Origin of the sequence: Microbacterium luticocti DSM 19459, from assembly GCF_000422405.1 — a bacterium.
Classification (GTDB): domain Bacteria; phylum Actinomycetota; class Actinomycetes; order Actinomycetales; family Microbacteriaceae; genus Microbacterium; species Microbacterium luticocti.
Map to the genome: position 1 here is coordinate 556,396 of NZ_AULS01000001.1, position 24,013 is coordinate 580,408.

A 24,013-nucleotide genomic window follows, 5' to 3' on the forward strand; every position below is an offset into this window, starting at 1 on the left:
CCCCTGATCAGATCGCGAGCGGCGGCTCAGCCCAGGCGGGCGGCCAGTTCGTCGATCTTGTCGGGACGGAAGCCCGACCAGTGGTCCTCGTCGGTGATCACGACCGGGGCCTGCAGGTAGCCCAGGGCCTTCACCTGCTCGAGGGCCGCCGGGTCCTCGGTGAGGTCGTGCACCTCGTAGTCGATGCCCTTCGCGTCCAGCGCCCGGTAGGTCGCGTTGCACTGCACGCAGGAAGGCTTCGTGTAGACCGTGATCGCCATCTCGACCACTCCCCTCTCATTCGAATCCGTCTGGGTCCGGCCATCCCCCGTGCCGGTCACCCAATACTACATATGGGTGCCGACATCGGGAAGCACCACAAGGGGTAGTAGTTACACGGATGTAGTTTTCCACCGCTCTCCCCTGGTACAACACAGGTTCTCCACCGTTTCATCCACAGCCTCCCGGCGTGTCGCACACCCCGGCAACGGCCGGAACACGCGGCCCGCGGGCACGCACCCGCGCGGCTGTCCACAGCCGAGACGATACGAGCCGGTTCCGACATCGGATTCGCTGTGGAGAACGCCCGTCGGCGTGTCGCGGAGTGTCCGCGGAGTGTCCACAGCGTGTCGGCCACGTGCCGGGCACACGTCGGCCACGCGTCCACGTGCCCTGTCGGCACGGCGGGACGATCTTGTCCGGCCCGGGCGGGTCGCCGCGCCCGGGCGCGGGTCGGTAACGTGGAGTCGTGACGGGATACCGGGACCTTCTGCGCACGCCCGGAGTCGGGCGCATCATCGCCGCACAGCTGACGGCGCGGTTCCCCTCCGGCATGACGAGCCTGGCGATCCTGCTGCATGTCGAGCACGCCACCGGGATGTACTCGGCGGCCGGGCTCGTGCTGGCCGCCGCCTCGATCGGCCAGGCCGTGGCCGGCCCGGTCACCAGCCGGTGGATGGGCATGTGGGGCATGCGTCGCGTCCTGATCCTCACGATGCTCGTGTGCGCGGCATCCGTCACCGGCATCGCCCTGTTCACGCTGCCGGTGCCCGCCTACATGGTGCTCGGGCTGATCGCCGGGGTGTCCACCCCGCCGGTGCAGGCGGCGGTGCGCACCATCTACCCGAAGATGGTCAACTCCCGCCAGCTGACCCCGCTGTTCTCGCTGGACGCTTCACTGCAGGAGATCATCTGGATCCTCGCGCCGGTGGTGGTCACGTTCGTGTCCATCCAGATCAGCACCGTCGTCGGGCTGCTGTTGATCGTGGTGATCCTGCTGGGCGGCGGCACCTGGTTCATCGCCTCACCGGAGCTCGGCCGGGTGCGCATCCCGCGCAGCCGCCGGCGCCTGGGCACGGTGCTCGCCCGCCCGCCCGTGGTGCTGGCGACCGTCACCGGCCTGCTGCTGGTGGGCGCGTGTGCCGCCGTCGAGGCGGGCGTGGTCGCCACCTTCAGCGAGGGCGGCCTGGAGGCGGGGCTCGTGCTGGCGGTCTTCTCGTTCGGCAGCCTGGCCGGGGGTCTGCTGTCGGGCCGCATCGCGATGAGCCGTTGGGCCATGGCCCGCCGCATGGCGATCGTCGCGATCGGACTGGTGCTGAGCACCCTGTTCCTGTCGGTGTGGTGGATCGGCGGGTCGCTGCTGGTGGCCGGCATCGGCGTGGCGCCGGCGTTCGCGGTGATGGCCGCGATGACCACCGCCAGCGTCAAGTTCAGCGACACCGCCGAGGCGTTCGGCTGGCTGAACACCGGTCAGCTCATCGGCGCCGCCGCCGGCTCGGCGGTCGCCGGGTTCCTCATCGACGGACTCGGCCCGGCCGGCGCGTACTGGACGGCCACCGGGTTCGCCGTGGTCGGGGTGCTCGTGGCGGTGCTGTTCGTGCGGGGCTTCCCCGACCTGCGGTTCCGCGACGCCAGCCCGCTGCCCGACACCGAGCCGGTGCAGACCATCACCTCGTGAACCGACCCGGCGCCGTCAGCGGGTGCCGACGTCGTAGGCCTTGAGCAACTCGCTCACCGCCTGCTCGCGCTGGTCGCCGCCGTGCTCGAACATGTGCGTCACATGCGTGCGCAGGTGGTTCTCCAACAGCAGCTTGTCGAGCGAGGCGAGCGCCTTCTGGATCGCACGGGACTGACCGAGGATGTCCATGCAGTAGTCCTCGTTCTCGATCATCTTCGCGAGCCCGCGCAGCTGCCCCTCGAGGATCGCCGTGCGGTGCAGGGCGCGCTTCTTGATGTCATCGATCACGCGGCCAGGGTACCCGCCCGACCGGGCGCGCGTGGAAGGATGAGCGCATGGTGCGCACCCCGACCGCCCTGCTCAGCCCGGCCGATCAGCAGCGCCGCCGGGCGCTTCGCACCATGAAGGCCATCGCCCTGGGTGCGCTCGTGGCCCTGGCCGCCGTCTTCGCGGTGGCGTTCGTGTTCGAGCACGATCGGCCGTGGCTGTCGTACGTGCGCGCCGCGGCCGAGGGCGGCATGGTCGGCGCGCTCGCGGACTGGTTCGCCGTGACCGCGCTGTTCCGCCACCCGCTGGGCATCCCCATCCCGCACACCGCCATCATCCCGACCCGCAAGGACGAGATCGGCCGCACCCTGGGCGAGTTCGTCGAGACCGAGTTCCTGTCGGGACCGGTGGTGCGCACCAAACTCCAGTCCACCGCGATCGCCGCCCGGGCAGGCGCCTGGCTGGCCCAGCCCGCCCACGCCGAGCGGGTGAGCGCCGAGGCCGCAGCGGCGGCGACGGGTGTGCTGCGCGCCCTCTCAGACGCCGACGTGCAGCAGGTGCTCGAGTCGCTGGCCCGTGAGCATCTGCTCGCCCCGCCGTGGGCCCCGCCGGCGGGCGCGTGGCTGGCGCGGGTGGTGGATGCCGGGGCGCACACCGGCGCGGTGGACCTGGCCGTCGACAGCCTGGCCGGGTGGCTGGATGCGAACCACGCCGCGTTCGAGGGGCTGGTCTCCAGGCGACTGCCCGGATGGGTGCCGCGCATCGCGCACCGGTTCGTGGACGACACCGTCTACAGCGAGGCGGTGAAGTTCGTGCAGGCCGTGCAGGCCGACCCGCAGCATCCGGCCCGCCGCGCCCTCGACGACTACCTCGTGCGTCTCGCCGACCGGCTGCAGCACGATCCGGCGATGATCGACCGGTTCGAACACGCCAAGGCCTCGGTGTTCGACTCGCCGCGGCTGCGCGAGCTGGCCGCACACGCCTGGGAGGGCGTCAAGGCGGGGCTGTTGGCATCCCTCGCCGACCCGGGCAGCGGGCTGCGCCGGCGCGCCGCGGCGGCGGTGGCCGAGATCGGTCAGCGGCTGCAGCACGAACCGGCGCTGCAGCACCGTGTGGACGCGTGGGTCACCGACGCGGCGGTGTTCGCCGTGGACCGCTACCGGCACGACATCGCCTCGATCATCACCGACACCGTGGCCCGCTGGGATGGCGCCGAGACCACCGAGAAGATCGAGCTCATGGTCGGCCGCGACCTGCAGTACATCCGCCTGAACGGCACCGTCATCGGCGCGCTGGCGGGCCTGGGCATCTACACCGTCGCCCAGCTGCTGCTGGGGTGAGATACGGTGCGAAGGTGGCTCTTTCACACGACCCCCTCTGGCCGCGCGCGGGCTCCTGGCCGGCGTTCGACGGCTCCCGTTCCGACGTCGCCCTGATCGGCGTTCCCACGCATCTGAGCTCGCTGTCGCCGACGGGGGCGGATGCCACACCCGCCGCCGTCCGCGAGGCGCTGCGCCGGTTCAGCCCCACCCTCGTCTCGGGCGAGGCGGTCGACCTCGACACGGCGCTGCGCATCGTCGACGCCGGCGACGTGGCCGACCCGGACGGCCCGGACGGCGAGAAGCGTGTCCGTGCGCGGGTGCGCGAGCTGGCGGCATCCACGGGCCTCGTCGTGGCCCTGGGCGGCGACAACTCCCTCACCTATCCGGTGGCCCAGGGCGCCTTGGCGGGCGGTCTGATCACGCTCGACGCGCACTACGACCTGCGCGACGGCGCGTCGAACGGCTCGCCCGTGCGCCGTCTGGTCGACGACGGGCTGGACGGGCGGCGCATCGTGCAGATCGGCATCTCGGACTTCGCGAACTCCGCAGCCTACGCGCGCCGTGCCCTCTCGTACGGCATCACCGTGATCACCGTCGACGAGGTACGCCGCCGCGGCATCGACGACGTGGTGGCGCAGGCGGTCGAGGTCTCAGGCACCGGGCCGGTGCACCTGGACATCGACGTGGACGTGTGCGACCGCTCGGTCGCGCCCGGCTGCCCCGCCTCGGTGCCCGGAGGCCTTGCCGCCTGGGAGCTGCGGGCGCTGGTGCGGCGGATCGCGACAGCCGGCCAGGTGGCCTCGGCCGACATCGCCGAGGTCGACGCCACCGCCGACGCCCCGGACGGGCGCACCGTGCGGCTGGCGGCGCTGTGCGTGTTGGAACTGCTGGCCGGCTACGCGGGGCGCGGCGCATGACCGCCGCCATGCCCGACGCCGTCGCGGTGCTCGACGCGCTCGGTGAACCGCGGGCGTGGGGCCCGATCGGCACCGGACCGCTCGAACTGGACGGGCAGGCGTTGTCGTGCGGGGTGGTCGAGAACGGCCCGTGGCAGGTGCGCGCCGTGCGCGCCGACTCGGGCACACTGCCCGGTCTGCGCCTGACCGGCCAGGCGGTGACCACCGCGCCGCACGACCCGTTGCTGCTGACCCGGCTCGAGCAGGGCGTCGACCTATGCGTGGCCCGTCCCGAAGGCGACGGGTTCGTCGAGGACCACAGCGAACTGCGGATCCTCATCCCCTACGACGCGGTCGTCGACGAGGTGCGCAGCCGCGACGACGAGGGCCGGGTCACCGGGGTGCCGCGGGCGAGCGTGCGGGACGTGCCGGCGGGGTACCCGGTCGTGGTGGCGGTGCGCCGCGGGGCCGAACCACCGGCGATCCCGCAGGTCGACGAGAAGCCGCGGGACGCGAACGGCCGCCCGATCCGGATCTGGCAGACCGGGTCGTCGATCCCCCAGGTCGAGATCGCGCCGTACGGCGCCGGTCACCGCATCGACGTGCGCTGGCCGGACCGTTCGACCGCGGCGCTCATCCTGAGCTGACGCCGCCTGCGTAGACGGCGTGCACGAGCGGTACGCCCGGGCGGTACGCCAGGTGCGTGCGGCTGGGCGCGTCGAGCACCACCAGGTCGGCCCGGGCGCCGGGCGCCAGTCGGCCGATGTCGTCGCGCCGCAACGCCGCCGCACCCCCGGCGGTGGCCGCCCACACCGCCTCGGGGACGGTCATGCCCATCTCGCGTACGGCCAGCGCGATCACGAACGGCATCGAGCTCGTGAAGCTCGTGCCCGGGTTGCAGTCGCTGGCCAGTGCCACCCTCACGCCCGCGTCGATGAGCCGCCGCGCATCGGGATACGGGTGCCGGGTGCAGAACTCCACACCGGGCAGCAGGGTCGCGACCGTGTCGGATGCGGCGAGCGCGGCGACGTCGTCATCGGTCAGGTACGTGCAGTGGTCGACGGATGCCGCCCCCAGCGCGACCGCGAGGCGTACGCCCTCGCCGGGCGTGAGCTGGTTGCCGTGCACCCGCGGCACCAGGCCGTGGCGCACACCGGCCTCGAGCACCCGGCGGGCCTCGTCGGGGGTGAACGCCCCGGTCTCGCAGAACACGTCGATCCACCGCGCGTGGGGCGCGACCGCGCGCAGCATGTCGCCGCACACGAGCTCGACATACTCGGCGCGGCGGTCGGCGTATTCGGCGGGCACCACGTGCGCGCCCAGATAGGTGACCTCGGGCGTGACCTCGGCGGCCAGCCGCGCCAGACGTGCCTCGTCGTGCACGGTGAGCCCGTACCCGGTCTTGATCTCGAGGGTGGTCGTGCCCTGCGCGCGACACTCGGCGACGAACCCGGCGAGCCGGCGGCGCAACGCGTCGTCGCTCGCGGCCCGGGTCGCCGTGACCGTGGTGCGTATGCCGCCGGCGGCATACGGCTGCCCGGCCATGCGCGCGGCGAATTCGTCGGCACGATCGCCGCCGAACACCAGATGGGTGTGACTGTCGACGAACCCCGGGATCACGGCGCGCCCGCCGACGTCGACTCTCGAGGCACCGGCGTGGCCGGCCGCGCGCGACGCCGGACCGACCCAGCCGATGCGGCCGCCCTCGACCAGCACCGCGGCGTCGTGCAGCGTGCCGCACGGATCATCGGGCGTGCCGACGTTGGTGGTCAGCTCGCCGATGTTCGTCAGCAGCACGGCGGTCACAGCATCGGCACCGTCAGGCCGCGCTCGACGGCCACCTCGCGGGCCCGCTCGTACCCGGCGTCCACATGTCGCATCACCCCGGTGCCCGGGTCGTTCACCAGCACGCGCGCGATCTTCTGCGCGGCCAGGTCCGAACCGTCAGCGACGGTCACCTGCCCGGCGTGGATCGAGCGGCCGATGCCGACGCCGCCGCCGTGGTGGATCGAGACCCAGCTCGCCCCCGACGCGGTGTTCAGCAGCGCGTTCAGCAGCGGCCAGTCGGCGATGGCGTCCGACCCGTCGGCCATCGCCTCGGTCTCACGGTACGGCGAGGCCACCGACCCGGCGTCGAGGTGGTCGCGGCCGATCACGATCGGCGCGCTCAGTTCTCCCGAGGCGACCATCTCGTTGAACTTCAGCCCGGCCAGGTGACGCTCCTGGTAGCCCAGCCAGCAGATGCGCGCCGGCAGCCCCTCGAAGTGGACCTTCTCGCCGGCCTTGGCCAGCCACCGGTGCAGGGCGACGTCGTCGGGGAACAGCTCGGCGATCGCCCGGTCGGTCTTGCGGATGTCTTCGGGGTCGCCGGACAGCGCCGCCCAGCGGAACGGTCCCTTGCCCTCGCAGAACAGCGGCCGGATGTACGCGGGCACGAACCCGGGGAACGCGAACGCCCGCTCGCAGCCGCCCAGCTGCGCTTCGGCGCGGATGGAGTTGCCGTAGTCGAACACCGCGGCACCGGCATCCTGGAATCCGACCATGGCGCCCACGTGCGCGGCCATCGACTCGCGGGCGCGGCGGGTGAAGTCCTCCGGGTCGCGGGATGCCTCGGCCTTCCAATCGGCGAAGGCCACGCCGATCGGCAGGTACGCGAGCGGGTCGTGGGCGCTGGTCTGGTCGGTGACGATGTCGATCTCGGTGCCGCGGCGCAGCAGCTCGGGAAACACCTCGGCGGCGTTGCCGACGACGCCGACCGAGAGCGCCCGGCCCTCGACCTTGGCGGAGACGGCCCGGGCGACGGCGTCGTCGAGGTCGGTGGTGTACTCGTCCAGGTAGCCGTGCTCGACGCGGCGGGCCAGCCGCGACTCGTCGACGTCGACGATGAGCACGGCGCCGTCGTTCATGGTGACCGCCAGCGGCTGCGCGCCGCCCATGCCGCCGCATCCCGCCGTCAGCGTCAGGGTGCCGGCCAGCGAGTCACGGCCGAGCGAGCGGGCGACCTCGGCGAAGGTCTCGTAGGTGCCCTGCAGGATGCCCTGCGTGCCGATGTAGATCCACGATCCCGCGGTCATCTGCCCGTACATGGTCAGCCCGAGCGATTCGAGGCGGCGGAACTCGGGCCAGGTGGCCCAGTCCCCCACGAGGTTCGAGTTGGCGATCAGCACCCGCGGCGCCCATTCGTGGGTGCGGAACACGCCCACCGGCTTGCCCGACTGCACCAGCAGGGTCTCGTCGGGCTCGAGCTCGTCGAGGGTGCGCACGATGGCGTCGTACGCCTCCCAGCTGCGGGCGGCGCGGCCGCTGCCGCCGTAGACGACCAGGTCGTCGGGGTGCTCGGCGACCTCGGGGTCGAGGTTGTTCATGAGCATGCGCTTGGCGGCCTCGGCGCCCCAGCTCTTCGCGGTGCGCTCGGGGCCCCGTGGGGCGCGCACCTCTCGTGCTCCCTGCATCACTTGCCTCCTTCGAACGCGGCGGCACGCACGGCGCCGCTGATCACCAGTTCTGTCACGGTCTCGATGTCGGGGCTGACGAACCGGTCGTGGCCGGGGCCTGCGACCCCGTGCGCGCGCAGCAGGTCGCGCACCGCACCGGTGCCCGGCCCCGGCTGCAGCGGCGCCCGCAGGTCGAGCGCGCGGGTGCCGGTGATGACCTCCACGGCGAGCACCCGGGCCAGCCCGTCGACGGCGCGGCGCAGCTTGCGGGCGGCCGCCCACCCCATCGAGACGTGGTCCTCCTGCATGGCCGACGACGGGATCGAGTCCACCGACGCCGGCACCGCCAGGCGCTTGAGTTCCGAGACGATCCCGGCCGCCGCGTACTGGGCGATCATCAGCCCGGAATCGACCCCGGCCTCGTCGGCCAGGAACGGCGGCAGCCCGTGGCTGCGGGCCGGGTCCAGCGCCCGGTCGGTGCGCCGCTCCGAGATCGAGGCGAGATCGGCGACGGCGATCGCGAGGAAGTCGAGCACGTACCCGACCGGTGCGCCGTGGAAGTTGCCGTTGGACTCCACCCGGCCGTCCACGGTGACCACCGGGTTGTCGACGGCGGCCTGCAGTTCGCGCTCGGCGACGGTGCGGGCGTGGTCGGCGGTGTCGCGGGCGGCGCCGTGCACCTGCGGCGAGCAGCGCAGCGAGTAGGCGTCCTGCACGCGGCCGTCCTCGGGTCCGGCGTGGCTGGCGACCATCGGCGACGGGTTCAGCAGAGCGCGCAGGTTCTTGGCCGATCGGGCCTGCCCGACCTGGGGGCGCAGTGCCATCAGGTCGGCGGCGAACACCGCGTCGGTGCCCAGCTGGCTCTCGATCGACAGTGCGGCGGCGGCATCGGCGGAATCCAGCAGCACCTCGAGGTCGGCCAGCGCCAGCAGCAGCATCCCCAGCATGCCGTCGGTGCCGTTGATGAGGGCCAGCCCCTCCTTCTCGGCGAGCACGAGCGGGGCGATGGATGCCGCGGCCAGGGCATCGGCGGCATCCATCGCCTCGCCGTGCACCCGCACCTCGCCCTCGCCCATGGCGGCCAGCGCGACGTGGGCGAGCGGGGCGAGATCGCCCGAGCAGCCGAGCGAGCCGTACTCGCGCACGATCGGCACGATGCCGGCGTTGAGCAGGTCGGCGTAGGTGGCGACGACCTCGGGCCGCACCCCGGTGCGGCCGGTGGCGAGGGTCTGCAGCCGCAGCACCTGCAGCGCGCGCACCACCTCGGCCTCGACCTCGGCGCCGGTTCCGGCCGCGTGCGAGCGGATGAGGCTCTGCTGCAGCTGCCGGCGCCGGTCGGGCGCGATGAACGTGGTCGCGAGCGCCCCGAACCCTGTGGAGACGCCGTAGTGCGGCACCGGATCGTCGGCGAGCCGCTCGATGAGGGCGCGGGAGGCGGCGACGGCCTGCAGTGCGGCGGGGTCGATGTCGACGCGGGCGCCGTGCCGGGCGACGGCGACGACCTCGGCGGCGGTCAGCGCGGCGGCGCCGACGACGACGGATGCGGGGTGGCTCATGCTCCCGATTCCACACCGTCCCGCTTCCGTGCGGGAGGCGGCCGTGGCATCCTGTGTCTGTGATCCCAGACATGCGTGGCCAGGTGCCCGCGGCCGACCAGACGCTGCGGATGCTGGCGTTCCTGGCCCGGCAGCGCGGACCGGTGGCCGCGCGCACCATCGCCGACCAGCTCTCGCTGCCGCGGTCGACGGTGTACTTCCTGCTGCGGACGCTGGCCGCGCACGGGTTCGCCGTGCACCTGGAGCGCGAGCACCGCTGGGGGCTGGGCACGGCGGCGTTCGAGCTGGCGGGCGGCTACGCCCGGCAGGAGCCGCTGGCGCGCCTGGGCCGCCCGCTGGTGGCCGCGCTCGTGGACCGGGCCGGCGAGAGCGCGCACCTGGCGGTGATGACCGGGCGCGACGTGCTGTACATCGTCGAGGAGCGGGCGCCGCGTCGCCCCGCGCTCGTCACCGACGTCGGCGTGCGGCTGCCCGCGCACCTGACCGCGACCGGCCGGGCGATGCTCGCAGCGCTGCCGCGCGAGCAGGTGCGGGCGCTGTATCCGGATGCCTCGGCCTTCGCCGACCGCACCGGGCGCGGTCCTGCCCGGCCGTCCGAGCTGCGGGAGCTGCTGCGGCAGGCGCGCGCGGCCGGCTACGCCACCGAGGACGGCGAGGTGACGCTCGGCACCCGGTCGGTCGGCGTCGCCGTCACCGACCACGCCGGCTGGCCGGCCGCGGCCATCGCGGTGACCTGGCCCGACGAGGCCGGGCGGGATGCGGCATCCCTCGTCCCGCTGGTGACCGGCGCTGCCGCGGAACTGTCGCGGCGCATCTCGGGCCGGTGACCACCCCCTCCCCCGCACCCACTCGAACCCGCGAGAGAACATCTGCCGGACGAGAGAGCGGGTATTACCCGCATTCTCGGCGGTCAGATGTTCTCTCGGCGACAAGGGGCCGGGCGCACGGGGCGAGGGCGCGGGGCACGCGGGGCGAGGGCGCCGCGGCGAGGGCGGCGGATGCGCGGGGTGAGCGGCACGGTGGCGGTGGCGCTCAATCAACCTTTTCGACGGTGCCGCCGGTGAGGTGCACGAGTTCCGCGAAGGTGAGCGGGAACACCGTGTGCGGGGTGCCGCCGGCCGCCCACAGCTGCGGGAACTCGGCGAGCGCAGGATCGACCACGGTGGTCAGCGGCCGCGGGTGGCCGGCCGGGGCGACCCCGCCGATCGCCTGACCGGTCGCATCCCGCACCTGCTCGGGGGTGGCCCGCCGGATCGTGCCGCGGCCCAGGCGCTGCGCGAGCGCGGCGGTGTCGACCCGGTGGGCGCCGCTGGTCATCACCAGCAGCGGCTCGTCGTCGCACCAGAACACCAGGCTGTTCGCGATCGCCCCGACCTCGACGCCGAGGGCGGCCGCGGCCAGGGCGGCGGTGGCGGCGGAGTCGGGCAGGGTGCTGATCTCGCCGGGGATGCCGGCGGCGCGCAGCGCGTCCTGGACGGCGCGGCTGCGGGGCGGAAGCGGATCGGACATGACATGAGCCTACGGGGGCGCGGCGGCCGCCGCGGTCCGGCAAGCTGGGGGCATGAGGCTCGTGCGTGCGGTGCGCCGCTACCCGATCGTCGTGGCCGCCGTGGTGGTGCTCGCCGTGGTGCTCGCGCTGGTGGCGGCGGGGCGCACGGATGCCGCGCGGTGGACCGCGATCGTGTTCGTGTCGGTCGTGGTGGTCTGGACCCTGATCGGCATGATCCGGGACGTCCTTCGCGGGCACGTCGGGCTGGACGTGCTCGCGGTGGTGGCGATGGTCGCCACCCTCGCCGTCGACGAGTACATCGCGTCGCTGGTCATCGTGCTCATGCTGTCGGGAGGCGAGGCGCTCGAGGATGTGGCATCCCGCCGCGCCACCCGCGAGCTGACCGCCCTGCTCGAGCGCTCGCCGCAGCGCGCGCACGTGCTCGTGCACCCGGCCGACCACGCCTCGGGCGAGCTGCAGGACGTCGACGTCGAAGACGTGTGCGTCGGCGACGTGCTGCTGGTGCGCCCCGCCGAGGTGGTGCCGGTGGACGGCGTGCTGCTGAGCGACGACGCCTCGTTCGACCTGTCGTCGCTGACCGGTGAGAGCATGCCGGTCGCCCGCGGTGCCGGTGCCGAGGTGCCGTCGGGCGCGGTGAACGGACCGGTGGCGGTGCGGCTGCGGGCGGTGCGGCGCAGCGCCGACAGCCAGTACCAGCAGGTGATCGCGCTCGTGCGCAGCGCGCAGGAATCGCGCGCCCCGGTGGTGCGGCTCGCCGACCGGTTCGCGGTGCCGTTCACCGCCGTCTCGCTCGTCATCGCCGCCGCGGCGTGGGCGATCTCGGGCGAGGCGGTGCGGTTCGCCGAGGTGCTGGTGCTGGCCACGCCCTGCCCGCTGCTGATCGCCGCGCCGGTCGCCTACCTGGGCGGACTGTCGCGGGCGGCGAAGGCGGGCGTCATCGTCAAGGGCGGTGCCGTGCTCGAACAGCTCGCCCGGGTGCGCTCGGCCGCGTTCGACAAGACCGGCACCCTCACCCGCGGGCACCCGCGACTGGTCGCCGTTCGTCCGCAGCCGGGGTTCGACGAGGACGGGCTGCTGGCGCTGGCCGCATCGGCCGAGGACTATTCCGCGCACGTGCTGGCCGACGGCATCCGTGCCGCCGCACTCTCACGGGGCGTGCCGCTGCGACCGGCGACCCACGCCGACGAGGTCGCCACGAACGGGGTCACCGCGGTGATCGACGGGCGCACGGTCGTCGTCGGCAAGCCCGCGTACGTCGCGGCCATCGCCCCCGACACGCAGCGGGCGGTCCTGGAGCCCGGGCATGCCGCCGCCTATGTCGCGGTGGACGGCCGGTTCGCCGGCGTCCTGGTGCTGGCCGATCAGGTGCGACCCGAGGCGGCCGCGGTCGTCGGATGGCTGCGGCGTCACGGCGTGGCACGAACGGCGATGCTCACCGGCGACGTGCACGGCACGGCGGCATCCATCGCCTCACAGGTGGGGATCGACGAGGTGCATGCCGAGCTGACCCCGGCGCAGAAGGTGGCGCTGGCCGCCGGCATCCGGCCCCGACCGGTGCTCATGGTCGGCGACGGGGTGAACGATGCCCCGGTGCTGGCGGCCGCCGACGTGGGCATGGCGATGGGGGCACGCGGCAGTACCGCGGCCGGGCAGGCGGCGGATGCCGTCGTGTTGCGCGATACGCTGACCGGCGTGGCCGACGCGGTCGCGATCGGGCAGGCGACCCTGCGGGTCGCCCTGACCGCGATCGGGATCGGCATCGCGCTGAGCATCGGGCTCATGCTCGTGGCGACCACCGGCGTCATCCCGGCGGTGGCGGGCGCGCTCGTGCAGGAGGGTGTCGACCTGACGACCATCCTCTATGCGCTGCGGGCGCTGCGCGGGCGCACCGCCGATCTCGGCGCGGTGGACGGGCGCGCCGGCGAGGGCACGCTCAGCTGCGAGCCAGCACCTCGGCATGGGGCATGACGAGCCATCCGTCCTCGTCGGCGGCCCACTCCCGCCACGCGTCGCTGATGCGCTGCAGGCCGTCCTGATCGGTGACGCCCTGCGTCAGGGCGTGCTCGGCGAAGGCGGACTGGAGGGCGCGGTCGGCCCACATCCCGCCCCACCAGGCACGGTCCTCCGGCGTGGTGAACAGCCACTGCGACGCGGTGGCGGTGATGTCGGCGAAGCCGGCCGCGCGGGCCCAGGCCTTCAGCCGGCGGCCGGACGCGGGCTCGCCGCCGAGGCCACGGTGCATGCGGCAGTACACGTCGAGCCACTCGTCCAGCCCGGCCGAGTGCGGATACCAGAACGTGCCCTCGTAGTCGACCTCGCGCACCGAGACCACACCGTCCGGGCGCACCACGCGCCGGAACTCGCGCAGCGCATCGATCGGGCGGGACAGGTGGTGCAGCACCTGATGCACATGAACGACGTCGAACGCGTTCTCGGGCGCGTCCAGCCGGTAGGCGTCGCCGACGCGGAAGGAGAGATTGGTCACGCCGCGCGCGGCGGCCAGCGCCGCGGCCTTCGCGACCACCTCGGCCGAGGCATCCACGCCCACGACCTCGCCGGGGGCGACCCGCTCGGCGAGCTCGACCGTGATCGTTCCGGGACCGGCACCGACGTCGAGCACCGACAGTCCGGGCCGCAGCAACGGCTCGAGGTGGGCGGCGGAGTTGGCGATCGTGCGCCATTCGTGCGAACGCAGCACGCTCTCGTGGTGCCCGTGGGCGTAGGGATCCGACATCCTCGAAGGCTACCGGGCGGGGGCACCCCGCAGGACGGGATCGGCCCGGGGTCGGGCCGTCCCGCCGCGGCCCGAGAACAGGCACAATGGAGAGGATGCCGCGAAGCCGCGGCACCACCCGCACAGCCCACAAGGCCGGCCGAAAGAGGACGCGATGACGCACACCCTGCCCCTGCCCGATTTCACCCACGAGCGCGTGGAGGTGATCACCGGCCCGCGCAGCGGCCTGTTCATCACCGTCGCCCTGCATTCCTCGGCCCTCGGGTCCGCCCTGGGCGGTGCCCGGCTGTGGACCTACCCGCACTGGAGCGACGCGCTCGGCGACGCCCTGCGGCTGTCGGCCGCGATGACCCTGAAGAACGCCGCCGCGGGGCTGGACGCCGGCGGCGGCAAGTCGGTGCTGCGCCTGGAACCCGGTCAGACCCTCGACGCCGACCGACGCCGCGCCGCCTTCCTCGACCTGGGCGACGCCGTCGAGTCCCTCGGCGGCCGCTACCGCACCGCCGAGGACGTCGGCTCCACCGCCGAGGACATGCTCACCGTCAGCGAACGCACCGCGCACGTGGTGGGACTGCCCGACACCGCCGGGGGCGAGGGCGAACCCGCCGGCCCCACCAGCCTCGGCGTCTACGAGTCACTGCGTGCCACCCTCGAGCGTGTCACCGGAACGGCCGACGTCGCCGAGCGGCGTGTCACGATCTCAGGCCTCGGTCAGGTCGGCTCGCGCCTGGCCCGGCGGCTGGCCGGTGAGGGCGCGATCCTCACCGTCACCGACGTCAACCCCGCCAAGAAGGACCTGGCCGCCGAACTCGGCGCCACCTGGGTCACGCCGGGCACCGAGCAGCACGTGCCCGGCGATGTGTTCGTGCCGGCCGGCATCGGCGGCGTGCTCGACGACGACACCATCGACGCCCTGCAGGTGTCGGCCGTCTGCGGCCCGGCGAACAACCCGCTCGCCGACCGGTCCGGCGCCGACCGGCTGGCCGCCCGCGGCATCCTGTACGCGCCCGACTTCGTGGTCAACGCGGGCGGTGTGATCTACCTCGACCTCGAGGCCAAGCATCACGGCACCCACGACGAGATCATGCAGCGGGTCAGCGGCATCGGTGACACACTGCGTCGCGTCTTCGACGAGGCGGCGAGCGCGGGCACCACGCCGCTGGCCGCCGCCGAGCACCTCGCCGCGCAGCGTCTGGGAGCCGCCCGCGCCGCCCGGGTCTGAGCCGGCCCGGCCCGGCCGGGCCGCCGCAGCCCGGCCCCTCCATGCCCCACGCACACTCGGACTCGGTTTCACATCGTGTGAAACCGAGTCCGAGTGGCATGATGGACGGCAACCGGCGACGACGCCGGTTGCCGGCACCCGCACCGGCATGCACGAAGAATCAAGGGAGAAGCCTCGTGTTCCACAGCCCGTTCGCCGACGTCGAGATCCCCGCGCTCAGCGTCTACGACTACCTGTTCGGTGATCTGTCCGACGCCGACGCCGCCCGCATCGCCCTCGTCGACCCGGCCAGCGGTGCCGAGACCACGTACGGGGCTCTGAAGGCCCAGATCGACGCGTTCGCCGGTGCGCTGGCCGCCCGGGGCGTGGACGCCGACACCGTCGTGGGCGTCCTCTGCCCGAACATCCCCGCGTTCGCCACCGTCTTCCACGGCGTGCTGCGGCTGGGGGCTGCGGTCACCACGTTCAACTCGCTGTACACCGCCGACGACATCCGCACGCAGATCTCCGACGCCGGCGCCACCTGGCTGGTGACCGTGAGCCCGTTGCTGCCGCAGGCCACGGCCGCCGCCTCGGCCTGCGGCATCCCCGACGACCACGTCATCGTCCTCGACGGCGCCGACGGCCACCCGAACCTGCGCGAGCTGCTCGGCGAAGGGCGCACCCCGCCTGCGGTGAGCTTCGATCCGGCCACGCACCTGGCGGTGCTGCCGTACTCGTCGGGCACCACCGGCATCCCCAAGGGCGTCATGCTCAGCCACCGCAACCTGGTCGCCAACGTCGAGCAGTCACGGGTGAACATCGACCTGCGCTCCACCGACCGGGTGCTGGCGGTGCTGCCGTTCTTCCACATCTACGGCATGACGGTGCTGCTGAACCTCGCGCTGCGCCAGCGGGCGAGCCTGGTCACCATGCCGCGGTTCGACCTGGCCGAGTTCCTGAAGAACATCCAGGACTTCGGCTGCACCTACCTGTACATCGCCCCGCCGATCGCGGTCGCCCTCGCCAAGCATCCGATCGTCGACGACTACGACATCTCCACGGTGCACTCGGTGTTCTCGGGCGCCGCCCCGTTGGATGGTGAGACCGCCCGGCTGGCGGGAGCCCGCATCCACGCCCGCATGATGCAGGGATACGGGCTCACCGAGACGAGCCCCGTCACCCACGCCATGCCGTACGACCGCGACGACGTGCCGGTCAGCTCGGTGGGCGTGCTGCTGCCGAACACGGTCTGCAAGCTGGTCGACCCCGACACCGGCGAAGAGATCACCGAGTTCGGTCAGAACGGTCAGACCCGCCCGGGCGAGCTGTGGATCCGCGGCCCGCAGGTGATGATGGGCTACCTGAACAAGCCGGATGCCACGGCGAACGCGATCGACGACGAGGGCTTCTTCCACACCGGGGATGTCGCCACCGCGCACGAGGGCGGCTGGTTCACCGTCGTCGATCGGGTCAAAGAGCTCATCAAATACCACGGTTACCAGGTGCCGCCGGCGGAGCTGGAGGCGCTGCTGCTGGGCCACCCGAAGGTGGCGGATGTCGCCGTCATCGGCGTGCGCGACGACGAGGGCGAGGAGATCCCGAAGGCGTTCGTGGTGCCCGCGGCCGGGGCCGAGCTGGGTGCCGACGAGGTGATGGCGTTCGTGGCCGAGCGGGTCGCGCCCTACAAGAAGGTGCGCCGCGTGGAGTTCGTCGAGGCGATCCCGAAGTCCAGCTCGGGAAAGATCCTGCGCAAAGACCTGCGCGCCCGCGAACAGGGCGCCTGACCCGCCTCTCCCGCGCGGACCCCTCTCGCACCGGGGGCCCCGTTCGATCCGGCGGCCCCCGAGCGCGGGAACGGACCTATCCTGGGGGCAGATCCGTCTCACGACGAGGGGGTTCGGCCATGACCGGCAAGTACGTTCCGACCACCACTCACAGTGCCTGGGGATCCGGGCACCCGCACCTGATCCTGAGCGGGCCGGGCGATCACCGCGAGGTGCCGCTGGACGAGGATCTGGTGCGCATCGGCTCGGGCGCGGACGCGCACGTGCGCATCGACGGGCTCGACCCGCTCCACGCCGAGATCCACCACGACGTCCACGACGAATACGTCCTGGTGCTGCACGGGCAGGCGCAGACCAACCACCGGCCGGTGCCGTTGGCCTCGCTGGACGGAAAGCCCGGTGAGGTGCTGCGCACCGGCGCCCGGTTCGTGCTCGGCGACTGGGCGTTCACGTTCGCGCGCGACGAGTACGCCGACCACGGCCTGCCGTACGGCGGACGCCAGGGCGGCGAGGGGGCGCCCGAGCCGCACCAGCCGCCGCGCCCGGACTACACCGGCGCGCACCCGGTCGTGCCGCCGGCGGACGGCGCCGACTGAGCGCACGCGCGGCACGCGGCATCCGGTCGATTAGATTGGATGCCGCGGGCACCGGCGCCACATGCCGGGAACGCCTGCGGCAAGGAGGCGCCGTGAAGGCACTGTTCAAACCAGAGCCGGGACCCGGACTGGAACTGACCGACCGACCAGACCCCGTCGCCGGGCCCGAGGATGTCATCATCCGGGTGCTGCGCACCGGCATCTGCGGGACCGACCTGCACATCCTGCGGTGGGACGACTGGGCGGCATCCGCGGTGACGACCCCCCTGATCCCGGGGCATGAGTTCTTCGGCGAGGTCGTCGAGATCGGCTCGCTGGTGCACGACGTCGCCGTCGGCGATCTGGTGTCGGGCGAAGGGCACATCGTGTGCGGTACGTGCCGCAACTGCCGGGCCGGTCGCCGCCAGATGTGCATCCGCACCCAGGGTGTGGGCGTGCAGCGCGACGGCGCGTTCGCCGAATACCTGTCGCTGCCGGCCAGCAACGTGTGGGTGCACCACGAGTCGATCGAACCCGAGGTGGGGGCGATCTTCGACCCGCTGGGCAACGCCGTGCACACCGCGCTCGCCTTCCCGGTCGTCGGCGAGGACGTGCTGGTGACCGGCTGCGGCCCGATCGGGCTGATGGCGATCGCCGTCGCCCGGCACGTCGGGGCGCGGTTCATCGTCGCCACCGACGTCAGCGAGCCGCGGCTGCGGATGGCGCGGCAGATGGGGGCCGACGAGGTGGTGGATGTCTCTGCCGGTGACATCGCGGTCGCGCAGCGCACCCTCGGCATGCGCGAGGGCTTCGACGTCGGGTTCGAGATGAGCGGCGCGCCCACCGCGCTCCCCCAGATGATCGAGAACATGAACCACGGCGGACGGATCGCCATGCTCGGCCTGCCGTCGGCGCCGTTCGCGATCGACTGGGGCAAGGTCGTCACGCACATGCTGACGCTCAAGGGCATCTACGGGCGCGAGATGTTCGAGACGTGGAACGCCATGGGTGCCATGCTGCAGACCAGCGCCACCCTGCGCGAGGCGATCGCGTCGATCATCTCGGAGCGGTTCGCCGCCCGCGACTGGAAGGCCGGGTTCGACGCCGCCGCGGCCGGCGGCACCGGCAAGATCATCCTGGATTGGACGCAGCTGTGACCTCGACCCGATACGCCGCCCACGCGGCATCCGTGCTCGCCGACATCGAGGCCGCCGGTCTCACCAAGCGCGAGCGCGGCATCCACGGCCCGCAGCAGGCCGAGATCATCGCCGACGGCGCCGAGGTGCTGAACTTCTGCGCCAACAACTATCTGGGCCTGGCCGACGACCCGCGCCTGGTCGAGGCGGCCAAGGGCGCGTTGGATGCCTGGGGCTACGGCCTGGCCAGCGTGCGCTTCATCTGCGGCACGCAGGAGCAGCACCTCGAGCTTGAGCGACGGGTGTCGCAGTTCCTCGGCACCGAGGCCACGATCCTGTTCTCGTCGTGCTTCGACGCGAACGGCGGCGTGTTCGAGGCGCTGTTCACCGACGAGGACGCGATCATCTCGGACGAGTTGAACCACGCCTCGCTCATCGACGGCATCCGGCTGTGCAAGGCGCGGCGGCTGCGCTACCGCAACCGCGACATGGCCGACCTGAAGGCGCAGTTGGAGGCATCCGCCGACGCCCGGTTCCGGGTGATCGTCACCGACGGCGTGTTCTCGATGGACGGCTACATCGCGCCGCTGCGCGACATCTGCGACCTGGCCGAGCAGCACGACGCACTGGTGTTCGTCGACGATTCGCACGCCGTCGGGTTCGTGGGCGAGAACGGGCGCGGCACCCCCGAGCTGTGCGGCGTCGAGGGCCGTGTGGACATCTACACCGGCACGTTCGGCAAGGCGCTGGGCGGGGCCTCGGGCGGGTACGTGTCGAGCCGGCGCGAGATCGTCGACGTGCTGCGGCAGAAGGCGCGACCGTACCTGTTCTCGAACACGCTGGCCCCGGCGATCGTGGCGGGCACGCTGCGGGCGCTGGACCTGCTCGAGGGCTCCGGTGAGCTGCGCGAGCGGCTGCGGGCCAACGCGGCGCTGTTCCGCAGGCTGATGACCGAGGCCGGGTTCGACCTGCTGGACGGCGAGCACCCGATCGTGCCGGTGATGTTCGGGGATGCGGCGCGCACCGCGCGCATCGCCGACGAGATGGGCCGGCGCGGGGTGTACGTCACGGCGTTCAGCTTTCCGGTCGTGCCGCCCGAGAAGGCGCGCATCCGGGTGCAGTTGTCGGCCGCGCACACCGAGGAGCAGATCCGCCGCTGCGTGGACGCGTTCGTCGCCTCGCGGGAGGCCGTCGGCTGATCCGGGATGCCGGCTGCCCGGCCGGCGCCTGGTTCAGGCGTCGAGGTAGCTGACGGGGTTTCCGCCGCGATCAGGGTGGGGTTTCCGCCATGATCAGGGTGGGGTTTCCACCACCGGATGACCTGTTGCTTTGCGCCAAACTAGGTTACTTTAACCTACTATGGCCTATCCCGAGATTCTCATCCTGCGGCACCTGTCGCAGCATCCGGCGCACGGCTACGAGCTGCGCAAGCGCATCGAAGCCACGACCGGCATCGTCATCAACAACAACTCGCTCTACCCGGCCCTGAAGCGCTTCGTCGCCGCCGGCGCGGTGGAGGTGACCGTCGAGCAGCACGAGTCGAAGCCGCCCCGGCACGTGTACGAACTCACCGACGTCGGTCGCGAGCTGCTGCACGACCTGCTCTCGGAGTTCTCCCCCGCGCAGGCGGCCGACGACCTGGAGTTTCTGACCCGGCTGGGACAATTCGGTTTTCTCGATCCGGCCGAACGCACCGCGATCCTCGACGCGCGTTCACACGCATTGCGCCAGTCGCTGGCGCGGCTGGTCGATTTGACCGAGCGCTCGTCGGGAGAGTTCTGGGGTGCTGCCGCCGTCACGCACCTGCGTGAGCAGACCGAGGCCGAGCTGAGATGGCTCGCCGACCTTCGCACCGAGGCTGCACGCCGGTGACCGCCACCGCGGACGGCCGGCTCGGCATCACCGCCCAGTTCGCGTTGCTGGCCGGCCCCCTGCTGTCGATGCTCGACTCGAGCATCGTCAACGTCGCCATCGCCCCGATCGCGGCCGAACTGAACAGCGACCTGGTCACGGTGCAGTGGGTGACCAGCGGCTACATGCTGGCGCTGGGCACGGGGCTCGCGCTCACGTCGTACCTGGCGCGACGCTTCGGCACGCTGCGCACCTACACGACGGGTGTGCTCGCGTTCACCGTCGCGTCGGCGCTGTGCGCGTTCGCACCGAGCATCGAGTTGCTGATCGGTGCCCGCATCGTGCAAGGGGTCACCGGGGCGACCCTGGTGCCGCTGGCCATGAGCATGCTGCTGGGCGGCGGCGGCGCGTCGCGCGACATCTCGCCACTGGCCGGGATGCTGCTGTTCCTCGGCCCGGCGCTGGGCCCGACCCTCGGCGGGCTGCTGATCGGCGCGTTCGGGTGGCGGTCGATCTTCGTCATCAACCTGCCGGTCGGACTGCTCGCCACCCTCGCCGTGCGCGCGGTGCCGGCCCGGATCGCGCCACCGCGCCGACCCGACGCGCACCTGGACGCGCTCGGGCTCGTCCTTCTGGCCGTCGGACTGTTCGGTGTGCTGTTCGGCCTCGACCGCGGCAACAGCCAGGGATGGAACGAGCCGGACAGCTGGCTCCCCCTCGGAGTCGGCGCTCTGCTCCTACTGGCCTACGTACTGCACGCGCGGCGGGCACCGCATCCGGCGCTCGACCTGGCGATTCTGCGCGATCGCGGCGCGGCACTGTCGTTCGCGCTGTGCGCGGCGGCGTCGGTGGCGGCCTGGTCGATCCTGTTCCTGCTGCCGGTGTTCCTGCAACAGGTGCAGGGCCATTCCGCGGTGACAGCCGGCATCGCGCTGCTGCCGCAGGGCATCCTGACGGGCCTCGGCACCGTGCTCGGCCAGAAGGTGGCCGATCGCATCGGGGTGCGCTGGACCGTGGTCCTCGGGTTCGCCGTGCTGCTGGCGTCGAGTCTGGGCCTGCTGGCCATCGGCCTGGACACTTCGATCTGGCTCACCGCGGCGATCCTCGCGGCGCGCTCGGCGTCGATCGGTCTGGTCATCACGCCGCTGCTGACGGTGGTCAACCTGCACCTGAGGCCCGACCAGCAGGCCGATGCCAACACCGTGTTCAACGTCGTGCAGCGCATCGCCGGATCATTGGGGATCGGTCTGCTGGTGGGCCTGTTCACCACGCACAGCGCCGCCGCCGGTCCGGTCGATGCGTTGCACGAGATCGCGGTCGTCATCGCGGTGCTCTCGGGACTGGCGGCGGCCGCTGCGGTGTGGCTTCCGCGCTCTGGCCGACGGCTCTGACGGTGCCGATCACCGAATGGTAGTGTTGGCGCGTCTTCGCGTCGCCCCCCGTGCCGTACGGACGAGGACCAGAGCCAGGGCCCACCAGGAGGAGGCTCACATGGTTCTCAGCGACGTTCTCGGCCTGACAGCGGCGGGATGGGGAGTCGTCATGGCCATCGCCCCGGCTCTGCAGATTCGCACGATGCTGCGAACGCGATCCGCCCGAGACGTCTCACTCGGATACTTCAGCTTGCTGATCCCCGGATTCCTGCTGTGGGTCCTCTACGGACTGGCACGGCAGGACTGGCCGCTCGTGGTTCCCAACGCGGTGGCGACGGCCGTGGCGATCGCGACCATCACCGTCGCCGCCCGGCTCAGGTATCGAAACGCGTCCGGCGACGCCCGCCGTTGAGCCGCGATCGCCGGCCCGCGAACCGATCCGACACGTCGACGCGGTCGAGCGGCCGCAGACACTCAGAGGATCCCTCGCTTTCACAGAGCCACGCGAACGCGCACTCAAACGAGACGATTCGTCATCGGATACACTTACGTGTATACGTTTCGTATCAACGGAGGTGGCGGTGACGCCGACGGTGAGACCGGGCGCGGCCGAGGAGGCAGGTCTGTCGCGCAGTGGGCTGTATCGCGCTGCGCGTGAGGGGCGGTTGGAGCGGATCGCTCGGGGTATCTATCTGCCGGCTGACGCCACAGCAGTGGACTGGGATTGGCTCGAGGCTGCGACTCGTCGTCCGGATGCGACGATCTGCTTGGCATCAGCGCTCGCCCACCACGATTTGACTGATGCGATCCCCGCAGCGCTGGATGTCGCGATCCCCCGCGGATCGCGTACGCCGGCGAGCACTGGCGCGATCACGTGGCATCAGTTCGACCGGCCAACGTTCGAGATCGGCCGGGAGAAGATCCCGATTCCAGGCGCAGATCAGACGATCGGGATCTACTCGCCCGAGCGATCGATCACCGATGCGTTTCGCCTGCGTGGCGAGGTCGGGTACGAACTGGCGCGAGAGGCGTTGAAGGAGTGGCTGCGCCGCGGCGGAAAACCGGCCCGGCTGATCGAGATCGCCTCCCGGCTCCCTCGAGCGAAATCCCCCCTCCTCCAGGCATTGGAGGCGCTGGCATGAGTGTGGGCGATGAGGTGTTCCGCCGCCTCCAGTCCGCGGCACGCTCCGCCGCGGCGAAGGCTGGGACGGGCGCACCGACGCAGGAGTATCTGATCCGGCACACGCTGGAGTCGTTCCTGAGCCGGCTCACTCGCACCGCCCATGCCGAGGACTTCGTGCTCAAGGGCGGCATCCTGCTGGCCGCCTACGGCGTACGGCGCCCGACCAAGGACGCCGATGCGAACGCCATCGGAGCCGATGTCACTGCCGATCACCTCATCGCAGTCGTTCACGACATCGCGGCCGTCCAGACCGATGACGGGGTGGTGTTCGATCTCGACTCGATCAACGTGCAGGAGATCCGCGAACACGCCGACTACCCCGGATTCCGCGTCCGCGTCGGTGTCTCGATCGGGCCGTGGAAGGGCACGGCCGCGTGGGATGTCTCCACCGGAGATCCCATCGTGCCCGCACCCCGCAGGGTGCACATCGACCGCGTCCTGGGCGACCCGATCGAGATGCTCGGCTACGCGCCAGAGACCACCATCGCCGAGAAGGGCGTGACGATCTTGGAACGAGGGATCGCGAGCACCAGGTGGCGCGACTACGTCGACATCGTCCAACTGGCCCGACAGGGCATCGACACCGACGAACTACTCCGCTCAGCGCGAGCAGTAGCCCGCTACCGCGGCGTCGCCCTCGAACCCATCGCACCGCACATGGTCGGCTATGGGACGATCGGTCAGGCCAAGTGGGCGGCATGGCGCCGCAAAGAACGACTGGAAGCGGTCTGCGAAGCAGACCTCGACCGGCAGGTGGCGCTGGTGGCCTCCTACCTCGACCCCGTGTTCAGCCGCGGCGACGCCCCGCCACCTCGCACATAGCGCGCATCTGGGCCGCAGAGACGACTGAGGCCGCCCCCTCGGGCGGCCCCACAAGCGTCGATGTGCACTCTTGATGAGAGCAACTGGGTGGACCTGAGGGTGTCTGGGTTCGCGACATAGGTCACAGATGATGGGTCGCTGGTGAGTCGGGTCATAGGTCACAGTCGGGGGCATGTCGAAGCATCGTGTCGTCGTGTTGAAGATCGTTGCCCGGGAGCTGACGGTCACCGAAGCCGCTGACGCCTACCAGATGTCGCGCCGCCATATCCACCGTCTCCTCGCCCGCTACCGGGAAGGTGGAATCGACGCGGTCGAACCCCGGTCCCGGGCACCGCTGTCCTCGCCGCAGCGGGTCACCGACCGGGTTCGGGAACGCGTCATCGCGTTGCGCCGGTCGCTGACGGCAGAGGGGCTGGACGCGGGACCACTC

The 24,013-nt window shown here is 72.0% G+C and carries 24 protein-coding genes; 17 read left to right on the forward strand and 7 right to left on the reverse strand.

Features of this window, described 5'->3' with window-relative positions:
• Nucleotides 1-26: 26 nt before the first annotated feature.
• Entirely contained in the window at nucleotides 27-260 is a 234-nt protein-coding gene (nrdH, locus tag H577_RS0102780) for a glutaredoxin-like protein NrdH (protein WP_029144658.1), read from the reverse strand.
• Nucleotides 261-727: 467 nt separating this feature from the next.
• On the opposite strand from nrdH, the gene H577_RS0102785 reads away from it, so the two are divergent.
• Nucleotides 728-1,936 carry an MFS transporter gene (locus H577_RS0102785; protein ID WP_029144659.1) on the forward strand — a complete coding sequence of 403 codons (1,209 nt, stop codon included), beginning with the start codon at nucleotides 728-730 and terminating at the stop codon, nucleotides 1,934-1,936.
• Nucleotides 1,937-1,951: 15 nt separating this feature from the next.
• Here the strand turns inward: H577_RS0102785 and H577_RS0102790 are convergent, their stop codons facing one another.
• Nucleotides 1,952-2,224 carry a metal-sensitive transcriptional regulator gene (locus H577_RS0102790; protein WP_029144660.1) on the reverse strand — a complete coding sequence of 91 codons (273 nt, stop codon included), beginning with the start codon at nucleotides 2,222-2,224 and terminating at the stop codon, nucleotides 1,952-1,954.
• Between the two features lie 47 nt (nucleotides 2,225-2,271).
• Between H577_RS0102790 and H577_RS0102795 the strand changes: the two genes are divergently transcribed.
• Genes H577_RS0102795 through H577_RS0102805 form a run of 3 tightly spaced genes read left to right on the forward strand, consistent with a single transcriptional unit; the run spans nucleotide 2,272 to nucleotide 5,068 of the window.
• A complete protein-coding gene (locus tag H577_RS0102795; protein ID WP_029144661.1) occupies nucleotides 2,272-3,543 on the forward strand; it encodes a DUF445 domain-containing protein in 1,272 nt (423 codons plus the stop codon).
• Nucleotides 3,544-3,557: 14 nt separating this feature from the next.
• Nucleotides 3,558-4,442: an agmatinase family protein gene (locus H577_RS0102800; protein ID WP_029144662.1), complete on the forward strand. Its 885-nt coding sequence runs from the start codon at nucleotides 3,558-3,560 to the stop codon at nucleotides 4,440-4,442.
• On the forward strand, nucleotides 4,439-5,068 hold the full coding sequence (locus tag H577_RS0102805) for a hypothetical protein (protein ID WP_029144663.1): 630 nt from the start codon (nucleotides 4,439-4,441) through the stop codon (nucleotides 5,066-5,068). Before H577_RS0102800 ends, H577_RS0102805 begins: the two co-directional genes overlap by 4 nt.
• Here H577_RS0102805 and hutI read toward each other — a convergent pair.
• The 3 genes from hutI to hutH are packed head-to-tail and all read right to left on the reverse strand — an operon-like array spanning nucleotide 5,055 to nucleotide 9,411.
• Nucleotides 5,055-6,227: an imidazolonepropionase gene (gene hutI, locus H577_RS0102810; protein ID WP_029144664.1), complete on the reverse strand. Its 1,173-nt coding sequence runs from the start codon at nucleotides 6,225-6,227 to the stop codon at nucleotides 5,055-5,057. The two genes, H577_RS0102805 and hutI, sit on opposite strands and share 14 nt — an antisense overlap.
• Nucleotides 6,224-7,873: a urocanate hydratase gene (gene hutU / locus H577_RS0102815; RefSeq protein WP_029144665.1), complete on the reverse strand. Its 1,650-nt coding sequence runs from the start codon at nucleotides 7,871-7,873 to the stop codon at nucleotides 6,224-6,226. Before hutU ends, hutI begins: the two co-directional genes overlap by 4 nt.
• Nucleotides 7,873-9,411, reverse strand: coding sequence for a histidine ammonia-lyase (gene hutH / locus H577_RS0102820; RefSeq protein ID WP_029144666.1), 1,539 nt, complete (start codon nucleotides 9,409-9,411; stop codon nucleotides 7,873-7,875). The genes hutU and hutH overlap by 1 nt, the downstream gene beginning before the upstream one ends.
• Before the next feature lie 71 nt (nucleotides 9,412-9,482).
• Between hutH and H577_RS0102825 the strand changes: the two genes are divergently transcribed.
• Entirely contained in the window at nucleotides 9,483-10,238 is a 756-nt protein-coding gene (locus H577_RS0102825; protein WP_036283324.1) for an IclR family transcriptional regulator, read from the forward strand.
• Between the two features lie 205 nt (nucleotides 10,239-10,443).
• On the opposite strand, the gene H577_RS0102830 is transcribed toward H577_RS0102825, so the two are convergent.
• Nucleotides 10,444-10,920: a YbaK/EbsC family protein gene (locus H577_RS0102830; RefSeq protein ID WP_029144668.1), complete on the reverse strand. Its 477-nt coding sequence runs from the start codon at nucleotides 10,918-10,920 to the stop codon at nucleotides 10,444-10,446.
• A 52-nt stretch (nucleotides 10,921-10,972) separates the two neighbouring features.
• Here H577_RS0102830 and H577_RS14860 point away from each other — a divergent pair, with 52 nt between their 5' ends.
• Entirely contained in the window at nucleotides 10,973-12,889 is a 1,917-nt protein-coding gene (locus tag H577_RS14860; protein ID WP_051191634.1) for a heavy metal translocating P-type ATPase, read from the forward strand.
• Here the strand turns inward: H577_RS14860 and H577_RS0102840 are convergent.
• On the reverse strand, nucleotides 12,855-13,655 hold the full coding sequence (locus tag H577_RS0102840) for a methyltransferase domain-containing protein (protein WP_029144669.1): 801 nt from the start codon (nucleotides 13,653-13,655) through the stop codon (nucleotides 12,855-12,857). The two genes, H577_RS14860 and H577_RS0102840, sit on opposite strands and share 35 nt — an antisense overlap.
• Nucleotides 13,656-13,809: 154 nt before the next feature.
• On the opposite strand from H577_RS0102840, the gene H577_RS0102845 reads away from it, so the two are divergent.
• The 11 genes from H577_RS0102845 to H577_RS0102895 all read left to right on the forward strand — a co-directional run.
• Nucleotides 13,810-14,877: a Glu/Leu/Phe/Val dehydrogenase family protein gene (locus tag H577_RS0102845; protein ID WP_029144670.1), complete on the forward strand. Its 1,068-nt coding sequence runs from the start codon at nucleotides 13,810-13,812 to the stop codon at nucleotides 14,875-14,877.
• Nucleotides 14,878-15,053: 176 nt separating this feature from the next.
• On the forward strand, nucleotides 15,054-16,643 hold the full coding sequence (locus tag H577_RS0102850) for an AMP-binding protein (RefSeq protein WP_029144671.1): 1,590 nt from the start codon (nucleotides 15,054-15,056) through the stop codon (nucleotides 16,641-16,643).
• 119 nt (nucleotides 16,644-16,762) lie between these two features.
• The gene (locus tag H577_RS14865; RefSeq protein ID WP_051191636.1) at nucleotides 16,763-17,239 is read left to right on the forward strand and encodes an FHA domain-containing protein; all 477 of its coding nucleotides are present in this window, start codon (nucleotides 16,763-16,765) and stop codon (nucleotides 17,237-17,239) included.
• Nucleotides 17,240-17,331: 92 nt separating this feature from the next.
• Nucleotides 17,332-18,375 (forward strand): L-threonine 3-dehydrogenase, encoded by a 1,044-nt coding sequence (tdh, locus tag H577_RS0102860; RefSeq protein WP_029144672.1) that lies wholly within the window; start codon nucleotides 17,332-17,334, stop codon nucleotides 18,373-18,375.
• Nucleotides 18,360-19,553, forward strand: a complete 1,194-nt coding sequence (locus H577_RS0102865) for a glycine C-acetyltransferase (RefSeq protein ID WP_245570313.1) — start codon at nucleotides 18,360-18,362, stop codon at nucleotides 19,551-19,553. Before tdh ends, H577_RS0102865 begins: the two co-directional genes overlap by 16 nt.
• 160 nt (nucleotides 19,554-19,713) lie before the next feature.
• Nucleotides 19,714-20,226, forward strand: a complete 513-nt coding sequence (locus H577_RS0102870; protein ID WP_036283328.1) for a PadR family transcriptional regulator — start codon at nucleotides 19,714-19,716, stop codon at nucleotides 20,224-20,226.
• Nucleotides 20,223-21,596 (forward strand): DHA2 family efflux MFS transporter permease subunit, encoded by a 1,374-nt coding sequence (locus tag H577_RS0102875; protein ID WP_029144675.1) that lies wholly within the window; start codon nucleotides 20,223-20,225, stop codon nucleotides 21,594-21,596. Before H577_RS0102870 ends, H577_RS0102875 begins: the two co-directional genes overlap by 4 nt.
• A gap of 100 nt (nucleotides 21,597-21,696) precedes the next feature.
• Nucleotides 21,697-21,990 (forward strand): SemiSWEET family sugar transporter, encoded by a 294-nt coding sequence (locus H577_RS0102880; RefSeq protein ID WP_051191642.1) that lies wholly within the window; start codon nucleotides 21,697-21,699, stop codon nucleotides 21,988-21,990.
• A 169-nt stretch (nucleotides 21,991-22,159) separates the two neighbouring features.
• Nucleotides 22,160-22,720: a type IV toxin-antitoxin system AbiEi family antitoxin domain-containing protein gene (locus H577_RS0102885; RefSeq protein ID WP_211217877.1), complete on the forward strand. Its 561-nt coding sequence runs from the start codon at nucleotides 22,160-22,162 to the stop codon at nucleotides 22,718-22,720.
• Nucleotides 22,717-23,583 carry a nucleotidyl transferase AbiEii/AbiGii toxin family protein gene (locus tag H577_RS0102890; RefSeq protein WP_029144678.1) on the forward strand — a complete coding sequence of 289 codons (867 nt, stop codon included), beginning with the start codon at nucleotides 22,717-22,719 and terminating at the stop codon, nucleotides 23,581-23,583. The genes H577_RS0102885 and H577_RS0102890 overlap by 4 nt, the downstream gene beginning before the upstream one ends.
• A 172-nt stretch (nucleotides 23,584-23,755) precedes the next feature.
• The coding region (locus H577_RS0102895) for a helix-turn-helix domain-containing protein (RefSeq protein WP_029144679.1) at nucleotides 23,756-24,013 on the forward strand (258 nt) is incomplete at its 3' end.

Bases quoted from the DNA above. Each gene is read 5' to 3' on its own strand.
- nrdH (WP_029144658.1), bottom strand. From the start codon at position 260: ATGGCGATCACGGTCTACACGAAGCCTTCCTGCGTGCAGTGCAACGCG.
- H577_RS0102795 (WP_029144661.1), top strand. From the start codon at position 2,272: ATGGTGCGCACCCCGACCGCCCTGCTCAGCCCGGCCGATCAGCAGCGC.
- H577_RS0102805 (WP_029144663.1), top strand. From the start codon at position 4,439: ATGACCGCCGCCATGCCCGACGCCGTCGCGGTGCTCGACGCGCTCGGT.
- hutU (WP_029144665.1), bottom strand. From the start codon at position 7,873: ATGCAGGGAGCACGAGAGGTGCGCGCCCCACGGGGCCCCGAGCGCACC.
- hutH (WP_029144666.1), bottom strand. From the start codon at position 9,411: ATGAGCCACCCCGCATCCGTCGTCGTCGGCGCCGCCGCGCTGACCGCC.
- H577_RS0102825 (WP_036283324.1), top strand. From the start codon at position 9,483: ATGCGTGGCCAGGTGCCCGCGGCCGACCAGACGCTGCGGATGCTGGCG.
- H577_RS0102830 (WP_029144668.1), bottom strand. From the start codon at position 10,920: ATGTCCGATCCGCTTCCGCCCCGCAGCCGCGCCGTCCAGGACGCGCTG.
- H577_RS14860 (WP_051191634.1), top strand. From the start codon at position 10,973: ATGAGGCTCGTGCGTGCGGTGCGCCGCTACCCGATCGTCGTGGCCGCC.
- H577_RS0102840 (WP_029144669.1), bottom strand. From the start codon at position 13,655: ATGTCGGATCCCTACGCCCACGGGCACCACGAGAGCGTGCTGCGTTCG.
- H577_RS0102845 (WP_029144670.1), top strand. From the start codon at position 13,810: ATGACGCACACCCTGCCCCTGCCCGATTTCACCCACGAGCGCGTGGAG.
- H577_RS14865 (WP_051191636.1), top strand. From the start codon at position 16,763: ATGACCGGCAAGTACGTTCCGACCACCACTCACAGTGCCTGGGGATCC.
- H577_RS0102870 (WP_036283328.1), top strand. From the start codon at position 19,714: ATGGCCTATCCCGAGATTCTCATCCTGCGGCACCTGTCGCAGCATCCG.
- H577_RS0102880 (WP_051191642.1), top strand. From the start codon at position 21,697: ATGGTTCTCAGCGACGTTCTCGGCCTGACAGCGGCGGGATGGGGAGTC.
- H577_RS0102890 (WP_029144678.1), top strand. From the start codon at position 22,717: ATGAGTGTGGGCGATGAGGTGTTCCGCCGCCTCCAGTCCGCGGCACGC.